This window comes from uncultured Marinobacter sp., assembly GCF_963974375.1.
GTDB lineage: Bacteria > Pseudomonadota > Gammaproteobacteria > Pseudomonadales > Oleiphilaceae > Marinobacter.
On record NZ_CAXBDN010000012.1, the window covers coordinates 1 to 17129 of the forward strand.

At 57.3% G+C, this 17129-nt stretch carries 13 protein-coding genes and 2 pseudogenes; 5 read left to right on the top strand and 10 right to left on the bottom strand.

Annotation, left to right across the window (positions count from 1 at the left end; translation table 11 throughout):
• From AAC035_RS01845 to AAC035_RS01880, 8 genes and pseudogenes are all read right to left on the bottom strand, one after another.
• Positions 1–344: pseudogene (locus AAC035_RS01845) on the bottom strand (branched-chain amino acid ABC transporter permease); the annotation flags it as partial.
• A 340-nt stretch (positions 345–684) separates the two neighbouring features.
• Positions 685–2342 (bottom strand): annotated as a pseudogene (locus AAC035_RS01850) (long-chain fatty acid--CoA ligase).
• A gap of 106 nt (positions 2343–2448) precedes the next feature.
• Positions 2449–3234, bottom strand: a complete 786-nt coding sequence (gene surE, locus AAC035_RS01855) for a 5'/3'-nucleotidase SurE (RefSeq protein WP_339799444.1) — start codon at positions 3232–3234, stop codon at positions 2449–2451.
• On the bottom strand, positions 3231–4304 hold the full coding sequence (locus AAC035_RS01860; RefSeq protein WP_339799446.1) for a phosphotransferase: 1074 nt from the start codon (positions 4302–4304) through the stop codon (positions 3231–3233). The genes surE and AAC035_RS01860 overlap by 4 nt, the downstream gene beginning before the upstream one ends.
• Before the next feature lie 7 nt (positions 4305–4311).
• A complete protein-coding gene (locus AAC035_RS01865; RefSeq protein ID WP_339799448.1) occupies positions 4312–5079 on the bottom strand; it encodes an SDR family oxidoreductase in 768 nt (255 codons plus the stop codon).
• Between the two features lie 15 nt (positions 5080–5094).
• A complete protein-coding gene (locus AAC035_RS01870) occupies positions 5095–6306 on the bottom strand; it encodes an acyl-CoA dehydrogenase family protein (protein WP_339799449.1) in 1212 nt (403 codons plus the stop codon).
• Positions 6307–6385: 79 nt separating this feature from the next.
• On the bottom strand, positions 6386–6832 hold the full coding sequence (locus AAC035_RS01875; protein ID WP_339799451.1) for a PaaI family thioesterase: 447 nt from the start codon (positions 6830–6832) through the stop codon (positions 6386–6388).
• A 1-nt stretch (position 6833) separates the two neighbouring features.
• Entirely contained in the window at positions 6834–7622 is a 789-nt protein-coding gene (locus AAC035_RS01880; RefSeq protein WP_339799453.1) for an SDR family NAD(P)-dependent oxidoreductase, read from the bottom strand.
• Positions 7623–7881: 259 nt separating this feature from the next.
• Here AAC035_RS01880 and AAC035_RS01885 point away from each other — a divergent pair, with 259 nt between their 5' ends.
• Complete coding sequence (locus AAC035_RS01885; protein WP_339799454.1) at positions 7882–9483, top strand: class I adenylate-forming enzyme family protein; 1602 nt, start codon at positions 7882–7884, stop codon at positions 9481–9483.
• A 273-nt stretch (positions 9484–9756) separates the two neighbouring features.
• Here AAC035_RS01885 and AAC035_RS01890 read toward each other — a convergent pair whose 3' ends face one another.
• The gene (locus AAC035_RS01890) at positions 9757–10497 is read right to left on the bottom strand and encodes an enoyl-CoA hydratase-related protein (protein WP_339799456.1); all 741 of its coding nucleotides are present in this window, start codon (positions 10495–10497) and stop codon (positions 9757–9759) included.
• Positions 10498–10799: 302 nt separating this feature from the next.
• On the opposite strand from AAC035_RS01890, the gene AAC035_RS01895 reads away from it, so the two are divergent.
• From AAC035_RS01895 to AAC035_RS01910, 4 genes are all read left to right on the top strand, one after another.
• Positions 10800–12254 (top strand): amidase, encoded by a 1455-nt coding sequence (locus AAC035_RS01895; protein ID WP_339799458.1) that lies wholly within the window; start codon positions 10800–10802, stop codon positions 12252–12254.
• A 222-nt stretch (positions 12255–12476) separates the two neighbouring features.
• On the top strand, positions 12477–13517 hold the full coding sequence (gene dctP, locus AAC035_RS01900; RefSeq protein ID WP_339799460.1) for a TRAP transporter substrate-binding protein DctP: 1041 nt from the start codon (positions 12477–12479) through the stop codon (positions 13515–13517).
• Between the two features lie 79 nt (positions 13518–13596).
• Positions 13597–14145 carry a TRAP transporter small permease subunit gene (locus AAC035_RS01905; RefSeq protein WP_339799461.1) on the top strand — a complete coding sequence of 183 codons (549 nt, stop codon included), beginning with the start codon at positions 13597–13599 and terminating at the stop codon, positions 14143–14145.
• Positions 14142–15452 (top strand): TRAP transporter large permease subunit, encoded by a 1311-nt coding sequence (locus AAC035_RS01910; RefSeq protein WP_339799463.1) that lies wholly within the window; start codon positions 14142–14144, stop codon positions 15450–15452. The genes AAC035_RS01905 and AAC035_RS01910 overlap by 4 nt, the downstream gene beginning before the upstream one ends.
• A 261-nt stretch (positions 15453–15713) precedes the next feature.
• Here the strand turns inward: AAC035_RS01910 and AAC035_RS01915 are convergent, their stop codons facing one another.
• The gene (locus tag AAC035_RS01915) at positions 15714–17111 is read right to left on the bottom strand and encodes a sodium-dependent transporter (RefSeq protein ID WP_339799465.1); all 1398 of its coding nucleotides are present in this window, start codon (positions 17109–17111) and stop codon (positions 15714–15716) included.
• Between the last annotated feature and the right edge of the window lie 18 nt (positions 17112–17129).

Here is a 17129-nt window from a genome sequence, read left to right on the forward strand (position 1 = left end):
CCCCAGATCACCTGGATCAGTGCCTCGAGAAACAGCAGAATGCCGATGGCAGCGATCATGTCGTGAATAGGAGGGGCATGTCGCAGGGGATGGAATACCAGGCGCTCACAAAGTACAGCCAACACCGCCACAAACACGGCGGCACCGGCCATGGCGACCCAGTAATTGACGCCAAGATCGACCATCAGGAAGTAGGAGATGAAGGCGCCAACCATATAAAGCGCGCCATGTGCAAAATTCGGGATGTGGAGGATCCCGTAGACGAGGGTCAGACCGAGTGCAACCAGGCCATAGATGCTGCCCAGCGTTAACCCGTTAAAGACCTGTTGCAAGAAAATAGTCAAGTTTGCCCTCCTGTGGCTACCTTGTTTTTGTTGAGGGTGCCGAAACTACAACCGGATTGTTGTGTAATTGGATGCAATGTCGAATTGTGAGACGTTTCAACGATACGACTCACCAAAACATAGCCAGATTACACTGCCCGGATGTACTGTCAATAGACAGAAGATGAATTCGAGGAGGGATTCAAATTACTGATTTACTTGCCAAAAACATGTGTAGTGACATGACTTGCGAGAGCAGGGAGAAAGCGGTAACCGGCGTAACGGATACAAAAACGCCTGCGCTAGGCAGGCGTTTCTGATTGACCGTCACTATCCGTGACACACCCTGAATGGCGCCGGGTCAGGCTTTTTTCCACTCGTCTTCCTGAAGTGCGCGCCACATCAGCTTGCCGGTGGGCGACTTGGGCAGCTCACTGACAAACTCGACGATCGACGGCACCTTGTAGGCGGCCATCTGTTCCTTGCACCAGGCAATGATGTCTTCAGCACTGGTGGATTCACCCTCTGGCGTCAGCACCACCACGGCCTTGACGGTCTCGCCACGTTTTTCATGGGGCGCAGAGATTATGCACACCTCGTGAATCGACGGATGCTGGTACATCATGCTTTCCACTTCCGAAGGCCACACCTTGAAGCCGGAGGCGTTGATCATCCGCTTTACCCGGTCCACCATGAAGAAATAGCCGTCTTCGTCGTAGTAGGCCAGATCGCCGGTGCGGAAGAATTTCTTGTCATCCAGTTCAACAAACGCGGTTCGGTTTCCGCCGGACGATTCCAGTAGCCCACGGTGACCTGTTTGCCGTTGGAGACGATCTCGCCAACCTCACCCGGGCCTTTCTCTTCCAGGGTGTCCACATCAATAATGCGGGAGTCCACATCAAACACCGGAATACCCAGACACTGGGCCTTGGGGTGCTCCGGCGGGTTGATATGGGTAGCGGCCATGGTTTCGGACAGACCATAACCCTCGATGTAATTCAGACCCGTCAGCCTGAACAGTTTTTCCGCCACGGCTACGGGCATTGCAGCACCGCCACCGCCGATGGTCAGCAGGGAGCTGATGTCATACTTCGACAGATCCGGATTGGACAGGAAATCCACCGCCATGGTGACGATGTTGGTCCAGCCGGTGACCTTGTAGCGCTCAATCAGGATGGCTGCCGTGGTACGGTCCCAACGGGTCATAATGATACTGGTGGAGCCGGCAAAAATCGGGCTGTTCATGGAACCCGTCATACCGGTTACATGGAAAAACGGCAGAGTAGACAGCTGCACCGAATCCGGTGTGCTCAGGTTCCAGAACGCCCGGTGTACGGCGGTCGCCATAACGCCACGGTGAACGTGCATGCAACCCTTGGGCTGACCGGTGGTGCCGGAGCTGTAGGGTATAACCGCCAGATCATCAGGTCCTGCGGTGTGCTCAGTGGGACGATTGCCGGCGTTGAGCGCATCTTCCCAGCTGATGGTACCCGGCGCGGTCTGTGCCTGCGGTTTGGCGGAAACCTCTGCCGGCAGGGTCAGATCCGTCGGCCCTTTGATGTAGGTGCCGTAGGCCGCTACCACTACCTGTTCCAGATAGGTCTTGCCCACCAGGGGCGAAATGAAGTCGGCCAGTTCCTGGCCCGCCAGACAGACGGTCGCGCCGGTATCGGAAACGTAATGCTCCAGTTCGCCGGCCCGGTTCATCGGATTGACCGGAATCACCACCGCATCGGCCCGCAGAATGGCGTAGTAGCCGATCACGTACTGGGGCGAGTTCTGCATATACAGCAGTACCCGATCGCCTTTCTTGACACCGTTGTGCTGAAGCCAGCCTGCCAGTGCCTCAACTTCATCCAGCAGTTCCCGGTACTTGATCCTGCTGTCGTAATAGATGATGGCCGGATGATCCGGATAACGCCGGGCCGAAACCTCCAGGTTGGTAAACACGCTGGTGTTGGGCAGCGTCATGGTCTTTGGCAGCTCTTTCGGCCAGACCTTGTAGTGTCTCGTAAACATTCGGATAGTCTCCCGTTAACAATCTCACAGACGGCAGCGACCCCGATACGGGGCCGCTCTGTCATCAATCCTGGAAGTGGACACGCTGAATCATCAGATTTCCGGCTTATCCCCGGAGATCAAGACTGCGCTGACCGCCGGGCAGAGTAGCATCACTTCGCAGCGGTGCAGCCGCAATGCCATTACGGCGCAGCACGGCAAGATCGGCATCGTCAGCCACCTCAAGCTCGGCATTGCGGTCAAAGCTCAACCACCAGTAAGGCAGGCTGCGACCATCCTGGCCAGGCAGCAGTCGGGCCCTTTCAATGGATCCGGCCGACTGGCTTGCCAGCTCCATAATTCCGGTTTCGGAACCGGCACAGGGCGGGAAGTTGACGTTCCAGCAGCACTTTTTCGACACGGAAGGCCAGAGTGCCCGGATAGCGGCTTCGCCATGCATTGCCACCGGCGACCAGTCAATCTCGTCGCGGTTCAGGAACGACTGGCTCAGGGCAATGCCGGGGATACCGAGATGCTCGGCACTCAGCACGGCACCCACAGTGCCGGAATACTGCACCGAATCGCCAATATTGGCACCGGCATTGACGCCTGCCAGCACCAGGTCCGGCGGCGTTTCACCAAACCACTCGGCCAGTGCAAACAATACGCAGTCCGCCGGAGTACCCGAGAGCGCGTAGCGCTTTTCCCCATGACGGTAGACCCGCAGTGGATGATGCAGGGAGATGCTCTGCCCCGCGCCACTGCGGTCGTGTTCCGGCGCAACTATCCACACTTCTTCGGCCAGCTGATGCGCAATATCCACCAGCACTTTCAGCCCCGGTGCTGCAATACCGTCGTCGTTGGTAATGAGAACCCGGCGAACCATCGGCTTCACCGCTACGGTCTGAGTCATAGTCCCATGCCTTTATGGCCACGCTGGGCAATGGCCCAGCCGGCGTCTGCCAGAATGTGAGCCCGCTTGCCGACATCCAGAGCATCGGCATTACTGGCGTTACCGGCCAGTGCCCGGGCGTAGACACCCTGCAGGATGGCCGCCAGACGGAACAGCGAGAAGGAGACAAACACGTGCCAGTCATCGAGACCGTCGCGACCTGAGGCCTTGCAGTAGCGTTCTATGGTCTGCTTTTCATCGGGAATCCCGATTTCAGCAAGATCCTCACCAATAACGCCGCGCATGCCCTCGAAATCAGAGCTCAAATGATACGGCAGGCAGTAGTAAGCCAGATCCGCCAGCGGATGACCGATGGTCGACAGTTCCCAGTCAAGAATCGCGATGACTTCCGGCTTGTCCGGCGCCAGCATCAGGTTCCCCAGACGATAGTCACCATGGGCGATGGCACATTCGTCCTTTTTGGGCAGATTCTCCGGCAGCCACTTCATCAGCTTGTCCATGGACGCCAGTTCGTCGGTCTTGGAGGCCTCATACTGCTTCGACCAGCGTGCTACCTGGCGAGCCACATAGCCTTCCGGACGACCAAAATCACCGAGGCCCACCTTGTTGACATCCACCGCGTGCATTTTCGCCATGGTGTCGATAGCCGCTTCGTGAATCGGCCGGCGTTCAGCCTTGTCCACATCCCGCAGGGCCGGATGGCTCAGTACGCGGCCTTCCATGTAATCCATGACGTAGAAGGGCGTGCCGATGATATCGTTGTCTTCACACAGCACCCGGGCCTTGGGCACCGGTACGTCAGTGTTATCCGACAGGGCACGAATCACCTTGTATTCCCGTTCTACCATATGGGCAGACTGCAGCACTTTTCCTGGTGGTTTCTTGCGCAGCACGTAGCTGTGGCCACCGGAGTTCAGCAGGTAGGTAGGGTTCGATTGACCACCCTGGAACTGTTTGACTTCAAGGTCGCTGCCGATGCCCGGCATTTCCTTCTGCAGCCATGCCAGCAGGGCCGCTTCGTCAAACCGGTGAGCGTCGAGGACGTCGACCAGATTTGGTGCAGTACTCATAAAAACCTCAACATATGGTCTCGCCGCCGTCTGCCACAATCACCTGTCCGGTGATGTAGGCGCTGGCTTTGGTGGACAGGAACACAGCCAGACCGGCAATGTCGACCGGATCGCCGATACGGCGCAGCGGCGTCTTATCTTCCGCGCGCTTGACCCGGACCGGATCTTCCCAGAGTGCCTTGGCGAAATCGGTTTTGATCAGACCAGGTGCAATGCTGTTGATGCGGATGCCTTTCGGGCCCCACTCAACCGCCAGGTTGCGGGCCAGAGCCGCTTCTGCGGCCTTGGAAACACCGTAGGTACCGATGGTGGTGTTGCCGCGGATTCCGGCAATGGACGACAGCAGAACCACCGCACCTTCACCACGCTCCGCCATACCCGGCAATACCATGTTGGCAAGCCAGAAGGTGCCCTTGACGTTGGTGTCCATGATCTTGTCCCAGGCATCATCCGTCATTTCTGCGGTGGTGCCGTAGAGCGGGTTGGTGGCGGCATTGCACACCAGAACGTCGATCTTGCCCCAGGCTTCCAGGGTCTTGTCGACCAGGTTCTGGAGCTCTTCCTTTTTACCGACGTGGCAGGGAATGGCGATGGCTTCAAAGCCCTGGGCCTTGAGTTCACCGGCGACCTGTTCACAGGCGTCGGCCTTGCGGCTGGAAATCACCACCTTGGCGCCCAGACGGGCCATTTCTTCAGCAATGGAGCGACCGATACCTTTGGTGGACCCGGTAATCAGGGCCACCTTGCCGGTCATATCAAACAATGGGTTGTTCATTCAAAAGCTCCGGGCTCAGTGGGTGCGTGGGTAGTTACGCAGTTCGAGTTTGGCAATGGAGTCCAGATGTACTTCATCAGGGCCGTCTGCCAGACGCAGGGTGCGAACGTTGGCCCAGGCTCCGGCCAGGAAGGTGTCCTGACTGACGCCGGCACCACCGTGAACCTGAATGGCACGATCGATGATCTTCAGCGCCATGTTCGGTGCTACCACCTTGATCATTGCTATTTCCTGACGGGCCACCTTGTTACCGACAGTGTCCATCATGTAGGCCGCTTTCAGGGTCAGCAGGCGGGCCTGCTCGATTTCCAGCCGTGAACGGGCAATATCCTTGCGGATAGAGTCAAACTCCACCAGCGGACGACCAAAGGCTTCGCGGGCGTTGGCGCGTTCGCACATGGCCTCAAGGGCACGCTCGGCCACACCAATGGTGCGCATGCAGTGGTGAATACGGCCCGGCCCAAGACGACCCTGAGCGATTTCAAAGCCGCGACCTTCACCCAGCAGGATGTTGGATACCGGCACCCGCACATTGTTGTAATGCACTTCGGCATGACCATGGGGCGCGTGATCGTAACCGAACACGTGCAGTGCGCGAACAATCTCGACACCCGGCGCATCCAGCGGCACCAGAATCATCGACTGCTGTTTGTGCTTCTCGGCGGACGGGTCGGTTTTACCCATCACGATAGCGATCTTGGAGGTAGTGGTCATGGCACCGGACGACCACCATTTCTTGCCGTTGATCACGTACTCGTCACCGTCACGGCGGATTTCACAGGCGATGTTGGTGGCGTCGGAAGAGGCCACATCCGGCTCGGTCATGGAGAAGCAGGAACGGATCTCTCCGGCCAGCAACGGCTTCAGCCACTGCTCTTTTTGTTCATCGTTGCCGTAGCGCTCGATGGTTTCCATGTTGCCGGTGTCTGGTGCAGCACAGTTAAAGACTTCCGGAGCCATGTGGGAACGGCCCATGATTTCGCAAAGGTGGGCGTATTCGAAGTTGGTCAGGCCCGCGCCACGCTCGCTTTCCGGCAGGAACAGGTTCCACAGACCGGCACTTTTGGCCTTGGCCTTGAGCTCTTCCATGATTTTGGTGGGCGCCCAGCGATTTTCTGCGGTGTCGATCTGTTCGTGGTAGGTGTGCTCGTTGGGATAGACGTAAGCTTCCATGAATTCGGTAACTTCTTGCTGAAGCTTCTTCGCTTTGTCAGACAGTTCGTACATGGTTTTGCCTCTTGTAATTGGACGTAAAGCAGGGTGCCAGGCTGGTCAATGGCCTGGCAGTCCGGACAATCAGTAAGCGTCAGATAGGAACACCTTCGGGCTTCTCGCTACCAGACCGGATCCGGAAAGTACCTTCGGCTATGGCCAGCAGGCGGCCCTCGGCATCACGGACTTCGCCGGTGCTGTTAAAGATACGGCTGCCCCCGGCCCGCTTGATGCCGGTTACAGTAATGGTGCCACCGGAACACTGCCCCGTAAACGTTGTGGTGAGGGTCAGGGTGATGGCCTTTCGCATCCGCCCCGGGAAGGGGCAATAAGTGCCGGCTTCTGCCAGCACGATGTCCAGCAGCGAGGTCATGACGCCACCGTGGATCACTCCACCAAGATTGAGATGCTCCGGTTTCAGATCCAGGGCGATCACCGCCTTGTCTTCTTCCCAGGACACCTGCCGGTAACCCAGCAGGTTGTGAAAACCGGGCAGATCCTTGCCACCGCTGATGGACAGGCTCTGTGTTGCTTCGCTCATATCAGACTTTCATTCCAGGGAGGTTCAGGGATGCGGTGTTACCGCCGTCAACCGGCAAGGCCTGACCTGTGATGTAACTGGCGTCATCACTGGCCAGGAAACAGATGGCGGCGGCCAGCTCTTCAGGCTTGCCATAACGGCGCAGCTCACAACGGCCGCCCAGCTTGTGTTCCTTTTCATTGGCACGGGCGTAGTCGAATACCCGCTTGGTCATACCGGTTTCAATCAGGCCGGGGCACACTGCATTCACCCGCACATTGAAACCACCCAGGTCGCAGGCGGCGGTCTGGGTCAGGTTGATCACACCGGCTTTGGAAGCACTGTAGGGATTGCCGCCTGCACCGGAACGGATACCAGCAACCGAGGCGGTGTTGACAATAGCGCCCTGTTTGCGGGCCTGCATATGAACCGCCGTGTGCTTGATCATCAACATGGCGCCAATCAGGTTTACTCCCAGGATTTTTTCCCAGTCGGACTTCTCGTTCTCGGTAACCGGGGGGTAGCTACCACCGGAAATTCCGGCGTTGTTGACCAGTACGTCAATCTGACCAAAACGGCTGATAGTGTCATCAACCAGCGCCTTTACCGCTGCTTCATCAGCAACATCGACCTTGTGCTCAACGTGCTCTGCGCCTTCAGGCATGAGTGATGCCGTCTCCTTGAGGCCTTCCTCGGACCAGTCTGCCAGCACCACCCTGGCGCCTTCGGAGGCGAGCCTAAGGGCTGTTGCCCGGCCAATACCGCTGCCGGCACCGGTCACGATCGCGACCCGCTCAGTGAAACGCATCATACCCATGCTCCTTTATCCAGATCTTGTCGTTATGTGGGCAGGAAATTCTCGACAAAAGCACGCCGCGACGACGCAGGGCAACGCCGGAAAAGCGTTACCGGACATCCGCAGCTGAAACTTTTTTGAGAGGAATCCTCAAACTTTGCTTTAATGAAGTCTCTCATTAGCGCTTTTAATTTGTCACGCCTTCCAGTTTTGAGTCAATATATTCGGAAATAAATTTCACTAGACAAAACATAATAACCAAAGAGGCCGAAAAATGAAAAAGACCGTTGAGGCGATGCCGAATTACGCACCAGCGATTGAGCACGAAACCATGGACCCTATCGGCCATCGGATTCAGGCCTTTGCCCACTCCCAGGGCAACAAGACCGCACTGATCGACGAAAAAGGTGCCGTTACCTGGGCCGAAATGATCAGCCGCTCCAACCGCATTGCCAACCGCCTGCGGGAAGACGGCCTGCAGACCGGAGACACCGTCGCCGGGCTCTCCGAAAACAGCGCCGAGTACACGATGCTGTATCTGGGCACCCTCATTGCCGGCGGCTGTATGGTGCCCCTGTCCGGCATGGCCAGCGGTGAAGCCCTGGCACTGATGATCGAAGACTGCGACACCCGCTTCCTGTTTGTGTCCGAAAAGAACCTGGACCTGTTCAACGAAATCAACGACCGGCTGACCCGGGTAACCCCGGAACGTCGCATCGGCCTCGACACCCGGTCCGTCGACAGCGGTATGGACATCAGCGACTGGCTGGGTGACACCTCTGACGAAGTCCGTCCGGCAAGTGTGACCCTCGATGACCCGTTCAACATCATCTACAGCTCCGGCACCACCGGCACGCCCAAGGGCATACTCCACGATTACCGGTTCCGCCAGCGCCAGCTGGTCCGGCTGGCCAACTACGGGCTGGATGGCGACTGCATCAACCTGGTGTCCACCCCGCTCTATTCCAACACCACCCTGGTTTCGGCACTGCCAACCATCTATAACGGCGGCACCCTGATTCTGATGGGCAAGTTCAACGCCCTTCGTTTTCTCGAGCTGGCCCAGGAGCACAAGGTTACCCACGCCATGCTGGTACCGGTTCAGTACAGCCGGATCATGGCGGAGCCGGACTTCGACAAATTCGACCTGTCCAGCTTCAAAGCGAAGCTCTGCACCAGCGCGCCACTGAGGGGCTCCGTAATCGCCGAAGCCATGAAGCGCTGGCCCGGCAACATCCGTGAAGTATACGGCCTGACCGAGGGCGGCATCTCCACCACCCTGGACTGCGCCGCCAACCCCACCAAGTGGGATTCGGTTGGTGTGCCGACAGAAGGCTCAGAGATCCGGATTATAGATGAAGACGGCAAGGAACTGCCCCAGGGCGAAATCGGTGAAATCGTGGGCCGCGCCATCTCCATGATGCGGGGCTACTACCACCGGGAACAGCAAACCCTGGACATGCTCTGGACCAGCCCGGAAGGCCATACCTTCTACCGCAGCGGTGATATGGGACGCCTGGACGAAGACGGCTTTCTTTATATTCTGGATCGCCGCAAGGACATGATCATCTCCGGTGGTTTCAACATCTACGCCGTCGACCTGGAAAAAGTCCTGCTGGAACACCCGGCCGTCGCGGATGTTGCGGTAATTGGTATTCCCAGCGAACACTGGGGCGAAACCCCACTGGGCCTGGTGGTCCGCAAACCGGGCATGACCGACAGCGAACAGTCCATACTGGACTTCGCCAACGCCAAACTGGGCAAAACCCAGCGCATCGCCGGCGTGGAATTCCGTGATGAACTGCCGCGCTCTACCATCGGCAAGGTTCTGAAGCGGGAATTGCGGGAGCCTTACTGGGCAGGTCAGAAGAAGTAAGGGTTTTTTAGCCACGGACGGCACAGCACCCGTTCGCCCTGAGCCTGTCGAAGGGCGGCTAGCCCAGGTTTTCCCGCCCTTCGACAGGCTCAGGGCGAACGGAGTTAAGTGGCACCCAAGTCAGAACGGACGTGGGGTGAGGTGTTTTTTCTGTCGGGAAAAGGTGTCTGAGCGAAGCGAGTTCTTTTCCCAGAAGAAAAAATACATCGCCCCGCGGCCAGCCACCTTTCAACCGACCTTATCTTTACCCGGGCCCTCCCGCGGCAAAAACCTTTATTTCTTACCCATCCGCGCCATAGCCGCCTGGAAGTCCTCAGTCAGCAGCCGCTCACCAAACACCTCCCGCTCCCGTTCCAGTGCCTCTTTGGTGGCATCTCGCCAGGGCGCTTTCATCAGCCGCTTGCTGGCCTGCAGGGCACCACGGGGCTTGCCCACAAAGGCTTCGGCACATTCCATGGCGGCAGCCAGCGCCTGGCCATCATCCACTGCGCGGGTAATCAGGCCACAGGCCTCGGCTTCCTCACCGGAAACGGTGCTGCCCAACAACAGCAGTTCGGCGGCCTTGCGGGACCCCAGATGCATCGGCATGGTCACCGTCGACGCCGCCTCCGGCACCAGACCCAGATCCACGAAGGCCGTCTTGAACTTCGTCGACCGACCGGCATACACCATATCCACATGCAACAGCATGGTGGTGCCAATGCCGATACCCAGACCTTCGGCCGCCACAATCACCGGGGTGTCACAGTTCATCAACACCTCAATGAACGCCAGCCCCGCTGACGGCTTGGGCTTGCTATCCGTGGCCCGTGACTGGAAATCACCCAGATCATTGCCTGCGGTAAACACCCCGCCGTCACCACTGATCACAATGGCATGCACGGACTCATCCGCAGCGGCCTTCTCGACGCCCGCAGACAGGGCCTCATACATATCCCGGGTCAGCGCGTTCTTCTTCTCCGGCCGGGAAATCAACAGGTGCACAATTCCCGGTTTCTGTTCAGTCTTGATCATAATTCACTCCCTGGTTTGGCCTGATATCCCCCTACAAAGTCAGGAGGACACCAGAATGTTTACTCAAAAGCTGACGGATGGCGTGCCGGGGTGCTTTCCCCGGACCCTACATTTGCCATGGATGGCAAATGGGAGCCTACAGGGATGTATCCACGGCGTGTCCGGGGAAAGCGCACCGGCAGGCCAGACCAACTCAAACAACAAATTTCGAAATACTGTTCCACAAAACGCCGATATATTCTATGTTCCAGAGACCCACCAAAAACAACAACCCCAACAAAACCCAATAAAACGGAGCCACCATGGACTTCCACAAGCTCAGCGCCTTCCAACTTGCCAAAGGCATCAAAGCCCGGGAATACACCGCCGAAGCCGTGCTCAATCACTTCCTTGAGCGCACCCACCGGATCAACCCGGCTCTCAATGCCATCGTAGTGCTGAAAGAGGATCAGGCACGGGAACAGGCCCGCGCCGCCGACCTGGCCGCTGAACAGGGTAAAGACCTGGGTCCTCTGCACGGCGTGCCGATGACCATCAAGGAAACCTTTGAGATCGAAGGCTGGCCCACCACCGCCGGCCACAAAGGCTACAGGGACAACATCTCCACCCTGACCGCCGTTACCGTGCAACGCCTGATCGACGCCGGTGCCATTATCTTCGGCAAAACCAACGTGCCGGAATTTGCCGGCGACCTGCAGAGTTACAATGACATCTATGGCACCACCAACAATCCCTGGAACACCGCGCTGACACCGGGCGGATCTTCCGGTGGAGCCGCAGCCGCCCTGGCCGCCGGCCTGACGCCACTGGAACTGGGCAGCGACATTGGCGGCTCTATCCGCACACCCGCGGCTTTTTGCGGCATTTTCGGACTCAAGACAACCTATGGTCTCGTACCCATGCGGGGTCATGTGCCTGGCCCGTCCGGTGCTCTGGGTAAACGGGACATGGGCGTCACCGGTCCCCTGGCTCGCCATCTCGATGACCTTGAGGCCGAGCTGGACCTGCTGGCCGGTCCCGACCGGGACATGGCACCGGCCTGGAAAGTCGAGTTGCCGGCACCTACCAAAAAAAGCCTCAGTGACTACCGCTTTGCCAGCTGGCTCAATGATGACTGGGCGCCGGTGGACAACGAAGTACTCAACGCTCTGGTGGAATTCTGCGAAACCCTCAAGCGGCAGGGTGCCGAGATTGAAGATGCCCAGCCCGAAGGCCTGAATCTGGAAAAGAGCCACCGCCTTTATTACCACCTGCTGGGTGGTGTCATGGGGCCCGGCATTCCGGAGTTCATGCGGGAGAAGATGAAACCCCTGGCCGCAGGTGATGGTGACGACTACCGCAGCCGTTTCGCCCGCGGCGCCCTGCAAAGCCATGCCGAGTGGCTCAACAAGGATGAGGAACGGGCACAATTGCAGCAACGCTGGGCTGAACTGTTCGAACGCTACGATGTGCTGATCTGCCCGGTCACCAATACCCTGCCATTCCCCCACAGTCAGGACATATCGTCTATTGATCGCACACTGGCCATCAACGGCAAGGCCGAACCCTATCTCGACGTGACCGTCTGGGCGGGGGTTGCCGGCGTAGCGGGTCTGCCGGCCATCAGTTTCCCGGTCGGCTTTGGCGAGGATGGCCTGCCAAGAGCGGTGCAAATCATCGGCCCCGCATGGAGCGAGAAGACGCTGATCCATATTGCACGGCAGTTGCAGCCTTCTTTATTCCCCGACGGATTGCCCTGGCCGCCAAGCGCAACATGAAACCGATGAATTAAGACAGGAAAGAAACCGTTTCATAATCTATCTTTTACAAGGCGGGATCCGGAAAATTAAATGTAGCTGCTGCTGACAAAGCGGTGTTGCATTAGGTCCCCCGTGTGATAAATTGGGGAAACATGGATTCACACAGCAGTCATAAGTTCCGCCTGACGAAACAAAGACAGGAAGTCGACCCCATCAGGACAACAACAAAGAGGTTGAGCAATGCTTAACAACGTACGTAAGAAACTGACGGTGTTTGCTACTGCACTCACTTTTGGCGTCACCGCCGCGCTCTCCGCCGCTCCTGCAGCCGCTCAGGATTCTGTAACCTGGCGAGTACAGTCTCACTGGCCGGGTGCTTCCAGCTCCTACAAGGACAGCCTGGGTCGCCTCAAGGAACAACTTGAAGAGCGTTCCGATGGCCGCATCAAGCTTCAGCTGTTCGAAGCCGGCGCCCTGTTCAAGGCTGACGAAATTTTCAACGCAGTCAGCCGTGGCATCCTGGAAATGGGTACCATTTCCCCGTCTTACGCGTCCAACCAGATGAGTCTCGCCGGTATTGCTTCCGGTCTGCCGTTTGCTTTCCGCAACGTCTGGGAAGCTGCTTACTTCCACCAGGTCCTCGGATTTGAGGAAATGCTGCGTGAAGAAGCCGCCGAACACGGTGTCTACTACGCAACAGACAAGGTTTACGCCACTGAAATGGTCGTAAAAAACCCGATCACCAGCGTTGAAGACTTCCGTAAGCTGAAAATCCGGTCCTCCGGTGCCCTGCAGCGCTTCCTGACCGAAGCGGGTGCCGCAGCCTCGTTTATTCCTGGTGGCGAGCTCTACACCGCACTGGACTCCGGCATTGTCGACGGTGCTCACTGGGGTGCCGCTCAGGGCGCCTATTCCATGGCCCTGTATGAGGTTGCCAAGTACCATGTCCAGCCCGGTCTGAACATCGCAGGAACTGACGTTATCATCGTCAGCCAGCGCGCTCTGGACAAGCTGCCAGAAGACCTGCAGGAACTGGTCAAGGAAATTCTCCGCGAGCAGTTCTGGTTCCGCACCAATGAGTACCAGTTCAAAGAGCAGGTAACTCTGGCCAAGGCAATTGCTGAAGAAGGCGTTCAGCTGAACGTGCTGCCAGACGATGTTCAGGATCACATGGTGCAAGTTGCCCAGAAAATGTGGGAAGAAGAAGGCAAGCGTGGCCCCAACACTGAGAAAGCCCTCAATATGTTGAAGAGCTTCCTCGGCGAACTCGGCTACCTCTAAGCCTGTAGAACCGGCCGGGGTCCCTTCATCGGGTCCCCGGCTTTTTTTATCCGTTAATACTTTCCTCCCGGAGGAGACCATGCGTGCACTGACCGCATTCATGAACGGTGTAACCAGGCTCAACGACGTCATAGGACGTCTGGTGGCTTACCTGGTTCTCGCCATGTTCGTTCTGATACTGATGGAAGTTTTCCTGCGGTATGTCTTTGGTTCACCGACTGTCTGGACCAACGAGTTCACTCAGTTGCTGTTCGGAGTTTACGCCGTTCTCTCCGGTGGATATCTGCTTGCCCACAAAGGGCATGTCAATGTTGATTTGCTCTATTCCGCAATGGGCAGCCGTGCCCAGGCATTTATCGATATTGTGACATCACTGTTGTTTTTCACGTTCATGTTCGCTCTGGTGTACTTTGCCATTGATATGGCAACCGAGTCTTACGGTCGCCGCGAAACCTCCTACTCAGCCTGGAACCCGCCGATCTGGCCGGTGAAAGCCTGTATCGCCCTTGGTGCAATTCTGATGACCATTCAGGGTGTGGTAAAGCTGCTGCAGGATATCGCCATTGCTTTTAATCTGAGCTATTACACGCCGCCTGCCGTTGAAGAGTCCACAGGAGAACAACTGTGAGTATTGAAGCGCTTACCCTTCTGTTTTTCGGCTCGCTGCTACTGTTCATATTTCTCGGGGTGCCCCTGGCCTTCGTACTGGGCGGTGTTTCCGTAGTATTCCTGTATTTTACCTGGGGCTTTGACTCCTTCTACATGGTGGTTTCCCAGATCTGGGGCACCATGAACAGCTTTACCCTGGTAGCCATTCCGCTGTTCGTTTTTATGGCGATGATTCTGGAACGTACCGGCGTTGCCAAGGACCTGTTCCGCACCATGCACCTGTGGTTTGGCGGTGTTCGCGGTGGTCTTGCCATAGGTACGCTGATCATCTGTGCCATCTTCGCTGCGATGGTCGGTATCTCCGGTGCTGCGGTCGTGGCCATGGGTACCATCGCATTGCCGGCCATGCTGGCGCGAGGCTATGACAAGAACATGGCGCTCGGTGTTATCAATACCGGTGGCGGCTGGGGTATCCTGATTCCGCCCAGTATCCTGATGATTCTGTACGCCCTGATCAGTGGTGTTTCGGTTGGCAAAATGTTTGCCGCCGGTGTTGGCCCTGGCATCCTGCTGATTTTGTTGACAGCCACCTACATCCTGATCAAGGCGCATCTGCGCCCGGACCTGGCGCCAGCACTGCCGCCGGAAGAGCGCGGTACCTTAAAGGAAAAAATACTGGCGCTGAAGTCCATCGCCCTGCCAGTCCTGATCGTGGTTATGGTGCTGGGTTCTATCATTGGTGGTATCACCACGCCCACTGAAGCCGCCGCCATGGGCGTTCTCGGCTCACTGATCTCCGCGGTCATGTACCGCAAACTGAGCTTCGCTCTGATTACCGAAGCCTCACTGCGCACCTTCAAGCTGACCGGCATGATCATGTGGATCCTGTTCTCGGCCCACGCCTTCAGTGCTGCCTATCAGAGCATGGGTGCCCAGGCACTGATCGAAGGCTTCATGGCCATGATCCCGGGCGGTGACTGGGGCGTTATCATTGCAATGATGTTCATCCTGTTCCTGCTGGGTATGGTTCTGGACCCGGTTGGTATCATGCTGATCACGCTGCCGGTATTCCTGCCTATCGTCGACGCCATGGGCTTCGACCCGGTCTGGTTCGGTCTGCTGTTCGTGCTGATGATGGAAATCGCCTACATGACGCCGCCTTTCGGCTTCAACCTGTTCTATCTGAAAGGCATCGTGCCACCGGGCATCACCATGAAGGACATCTACCGCTCGGTCATTCCGTTCGTGATCATAGAGCTGGTAGGTCTGGGACTGCTGATGATCTTCCCGCAGATCGTCCTGTACCTGCCTGAGAAGTTCTTCTGACAGGTACTGTTCAGAAAGAAGCACATGAAAGCAAAAAAGCCAGACCCAAGGGTCTGGCTTTTTTGTGTCCGGGGTGTGGGTGTCGGCGTGGCTACGACAACAAGGCGCCAGATAAAGCTGTCAGAACGGGTTATCGGGAAGTAGTAGTACAGGAGAGGAATATCGGAAAGGTATGCCGGTGAGAGATACCGGCAGAAGGTGCCTGCCAGAAGCTGACAGCTGAACCGCAGCGGCAACCTGCTGCGGTTCAGCTGTTTCGTATTATCCTGCCAGGATCAGATTATAGACAAACACAATCACCACCCCTACAGGGGTAACGTACCGCAACAGGTTGTACCACAGGTCAAAGGCACCCTGGGACATCCTCATATCCGCACTGAGGGATTCCCTGGCCACAAACCAGCCCACAAACAGAGCGGTCAGCAAGCCCGACAGGGGCAGCATCACATTCGCTGTGAAATAGTCGAGCAGGTCAAATATCGTCATGCCCTCGAAGGCGGCAAACATACCCAGAGGGGCAAAACCGGACCAGGCATTGAGGGACAGAACCGACGCGATTCCCAGCAGCCAGCAGGCAATGCCCACAAGGATCGCTGAACTGCTGCGCCTGATGCTCATCTTTTCCTCAAACCACTCAACCACTGGTTCCAGCAATGAAATGCCCGACGTCCAGGCAGCAAACAGCAGCAGGACAAAGAACAGAGTACCGAACAGCGCCCCCATGGGCATCTGGCCGAACGCCAGGGGCAAGGTGAGGAAGATCAGACCCGGGCCTTCGCTGCCCTCGAGGCCATTGGCAAACACCAGCGGAAATATGGCGAGACCGGCCATCAGCGCCACCACGGTATCCATGATGCCAACGGTAATAGCGGTGCGGCCGATAGAGATATCCCGCCCGAGATAGGAGCCATAAGCCATCATGATGGCCATACCCAGACTCATGGTAAAAAAGGCGTGACCCAGTGCCACCAGTACACCGGCCATGGTCAGCTTGCTGAAGTCCGGCCGGAACAGGAAGCTGACTGCCTCACCAAAATGCCCGGTGGTGGTTGCATAACCAACAACAATCAGCAACAGCATGAACAGCGCCGGCATCAGAATCTTCACCGCCTTTTCCAGACCTGATTTCAGCCCGCGGGACACCACCAGAATGACCAATGCCATAAACACTGTGTGCCAGAGCAGCAGCTGGGTCGGACTAGCCAGCAGTCCACCGAAAATCTCGCCGATAGCGTCGGAACTCTGACCGGTAAAATCCCCCATGGCCGCATGACCGATATAAGAGGCGGCCCAGCCACCGATCACCGAATAGAAGGACAAAATTACAAAGGCCGCCAGTACGCCAATAATGGCTGACAGGCGCCAGAGCGGATTGACAAGGTTGCGCTCGGCAATCAGCCGCATACTGGCAACCGGGTTACGTCCCCCGTTACGACCGATGAAGACTTCGGCCATCATGATGGGAATACCGATTACCGCGATACAGGCCAGATAGACCAGGACAAAGGCACCGCCGCCGTTCTCACCGGTTACATAGGGAAATTTCCAGATATTACCGAGGCCAACCGCAGAACCGGTAGCCGCCAGAATGAACGCCATACGGGAGGACCAGAGACCCCGGCTGGCCGAAGCACCATTGGCTGAACTGGATTCAGACATAGATCAGATCCTGTGTGT

What these genes read in the sequence shown, in the direction of transcription:
- AAC035_RS01865 (WP_339799448.1), bottom strand. Translation starts at nt 5,079, where the DNA reads ATGAACAACCCATTGTTTGATATGACCGGCAAGGTGGCCCTGATTACC.
- AAC035_RS01860 (WP_339799446.1), bottom strand. Translation starts at nt 4,304, where the DNA reads ATGAGTACTGCACCAAATCTGGTCGACGTCCTCGACGCTCACCGGTTT.
- AAC035_RS01870 (WP_339799449.1), bottom strand. Translation starts at nt 6,306, where the DNA reads ATGTACGAACTGTCTGACAAAGCGAAGAAGCTTCAGCAAGAAGTTACC.
- dctP (WP_339799460.1), top strand. Translation starts at nt 12,477, where the DNA reads ATGCTTAACAACGTACGTAAGAAACTGACGGTGTTTGCTACTGCACTC.
- AAC035_RS01905 (WP_339799461.1), top strand. Translation starts at nt 13,597, where the DNA reads ATGCGTGCACTGACCGCATTCATGAACGGTGTAACCAGGCTCAACGAC.
- AAC035_RS01890 (WP_339799456.1), bottom strand. Translation starts at nt 10,497, where the DNA reads ATGATCAAGACTGAACAGAAACCGGGAATTGTGCACCTGTTGATTTCC.
- AAC035_RS01895 (WP_339799458.1), top strand. Translation starts at nt 10,800, where the DNA reads ATGGACTTCCACAAGCTCAGCGCCTTCCAACTTGCCAAAGGCATCAAA.
- surE (WP_339799444.1), bottom strand. Translation starts at nt 3,234, where the DNA reads ATGACTCAGACCGTAGCGGTGAAGCCGATGGTTCGCCGGGTTCTCATT.
- AAC035_RS01875 (WP_339799451.1), bottom strand. Translation starts at nt 6,832, where the DNA reads ATGAGCGAAGCAACACAGAGCCTGTCCATCAGCGGTGGCAAGGATCTG.
- AAC035_RS01880 (WP_339799453.1), bottom strand. Translation starts at nt 7,622, where the DNA reads ATGATGCGTTTCACTGAGCGGGTCGCGATCGTGACCGGTGCCGGCAGC.
- AAC035_RS01885 (WP_339799454.1), top strand. Translation starts at nt 7,882, where the DNA reads ATGAAAAAGACCGTTGAGGCGATGCCGAATTACGCACCAGCGATTGAG.
- AAC035_RS01915 (WP_339799465.1), bottom strand. Translation starts at nt 17,111, where the DNA reads ATGTCTGAATCCAGTTCAGCCAATGGTGCTTCGGCCAGCCGGGGTCTC.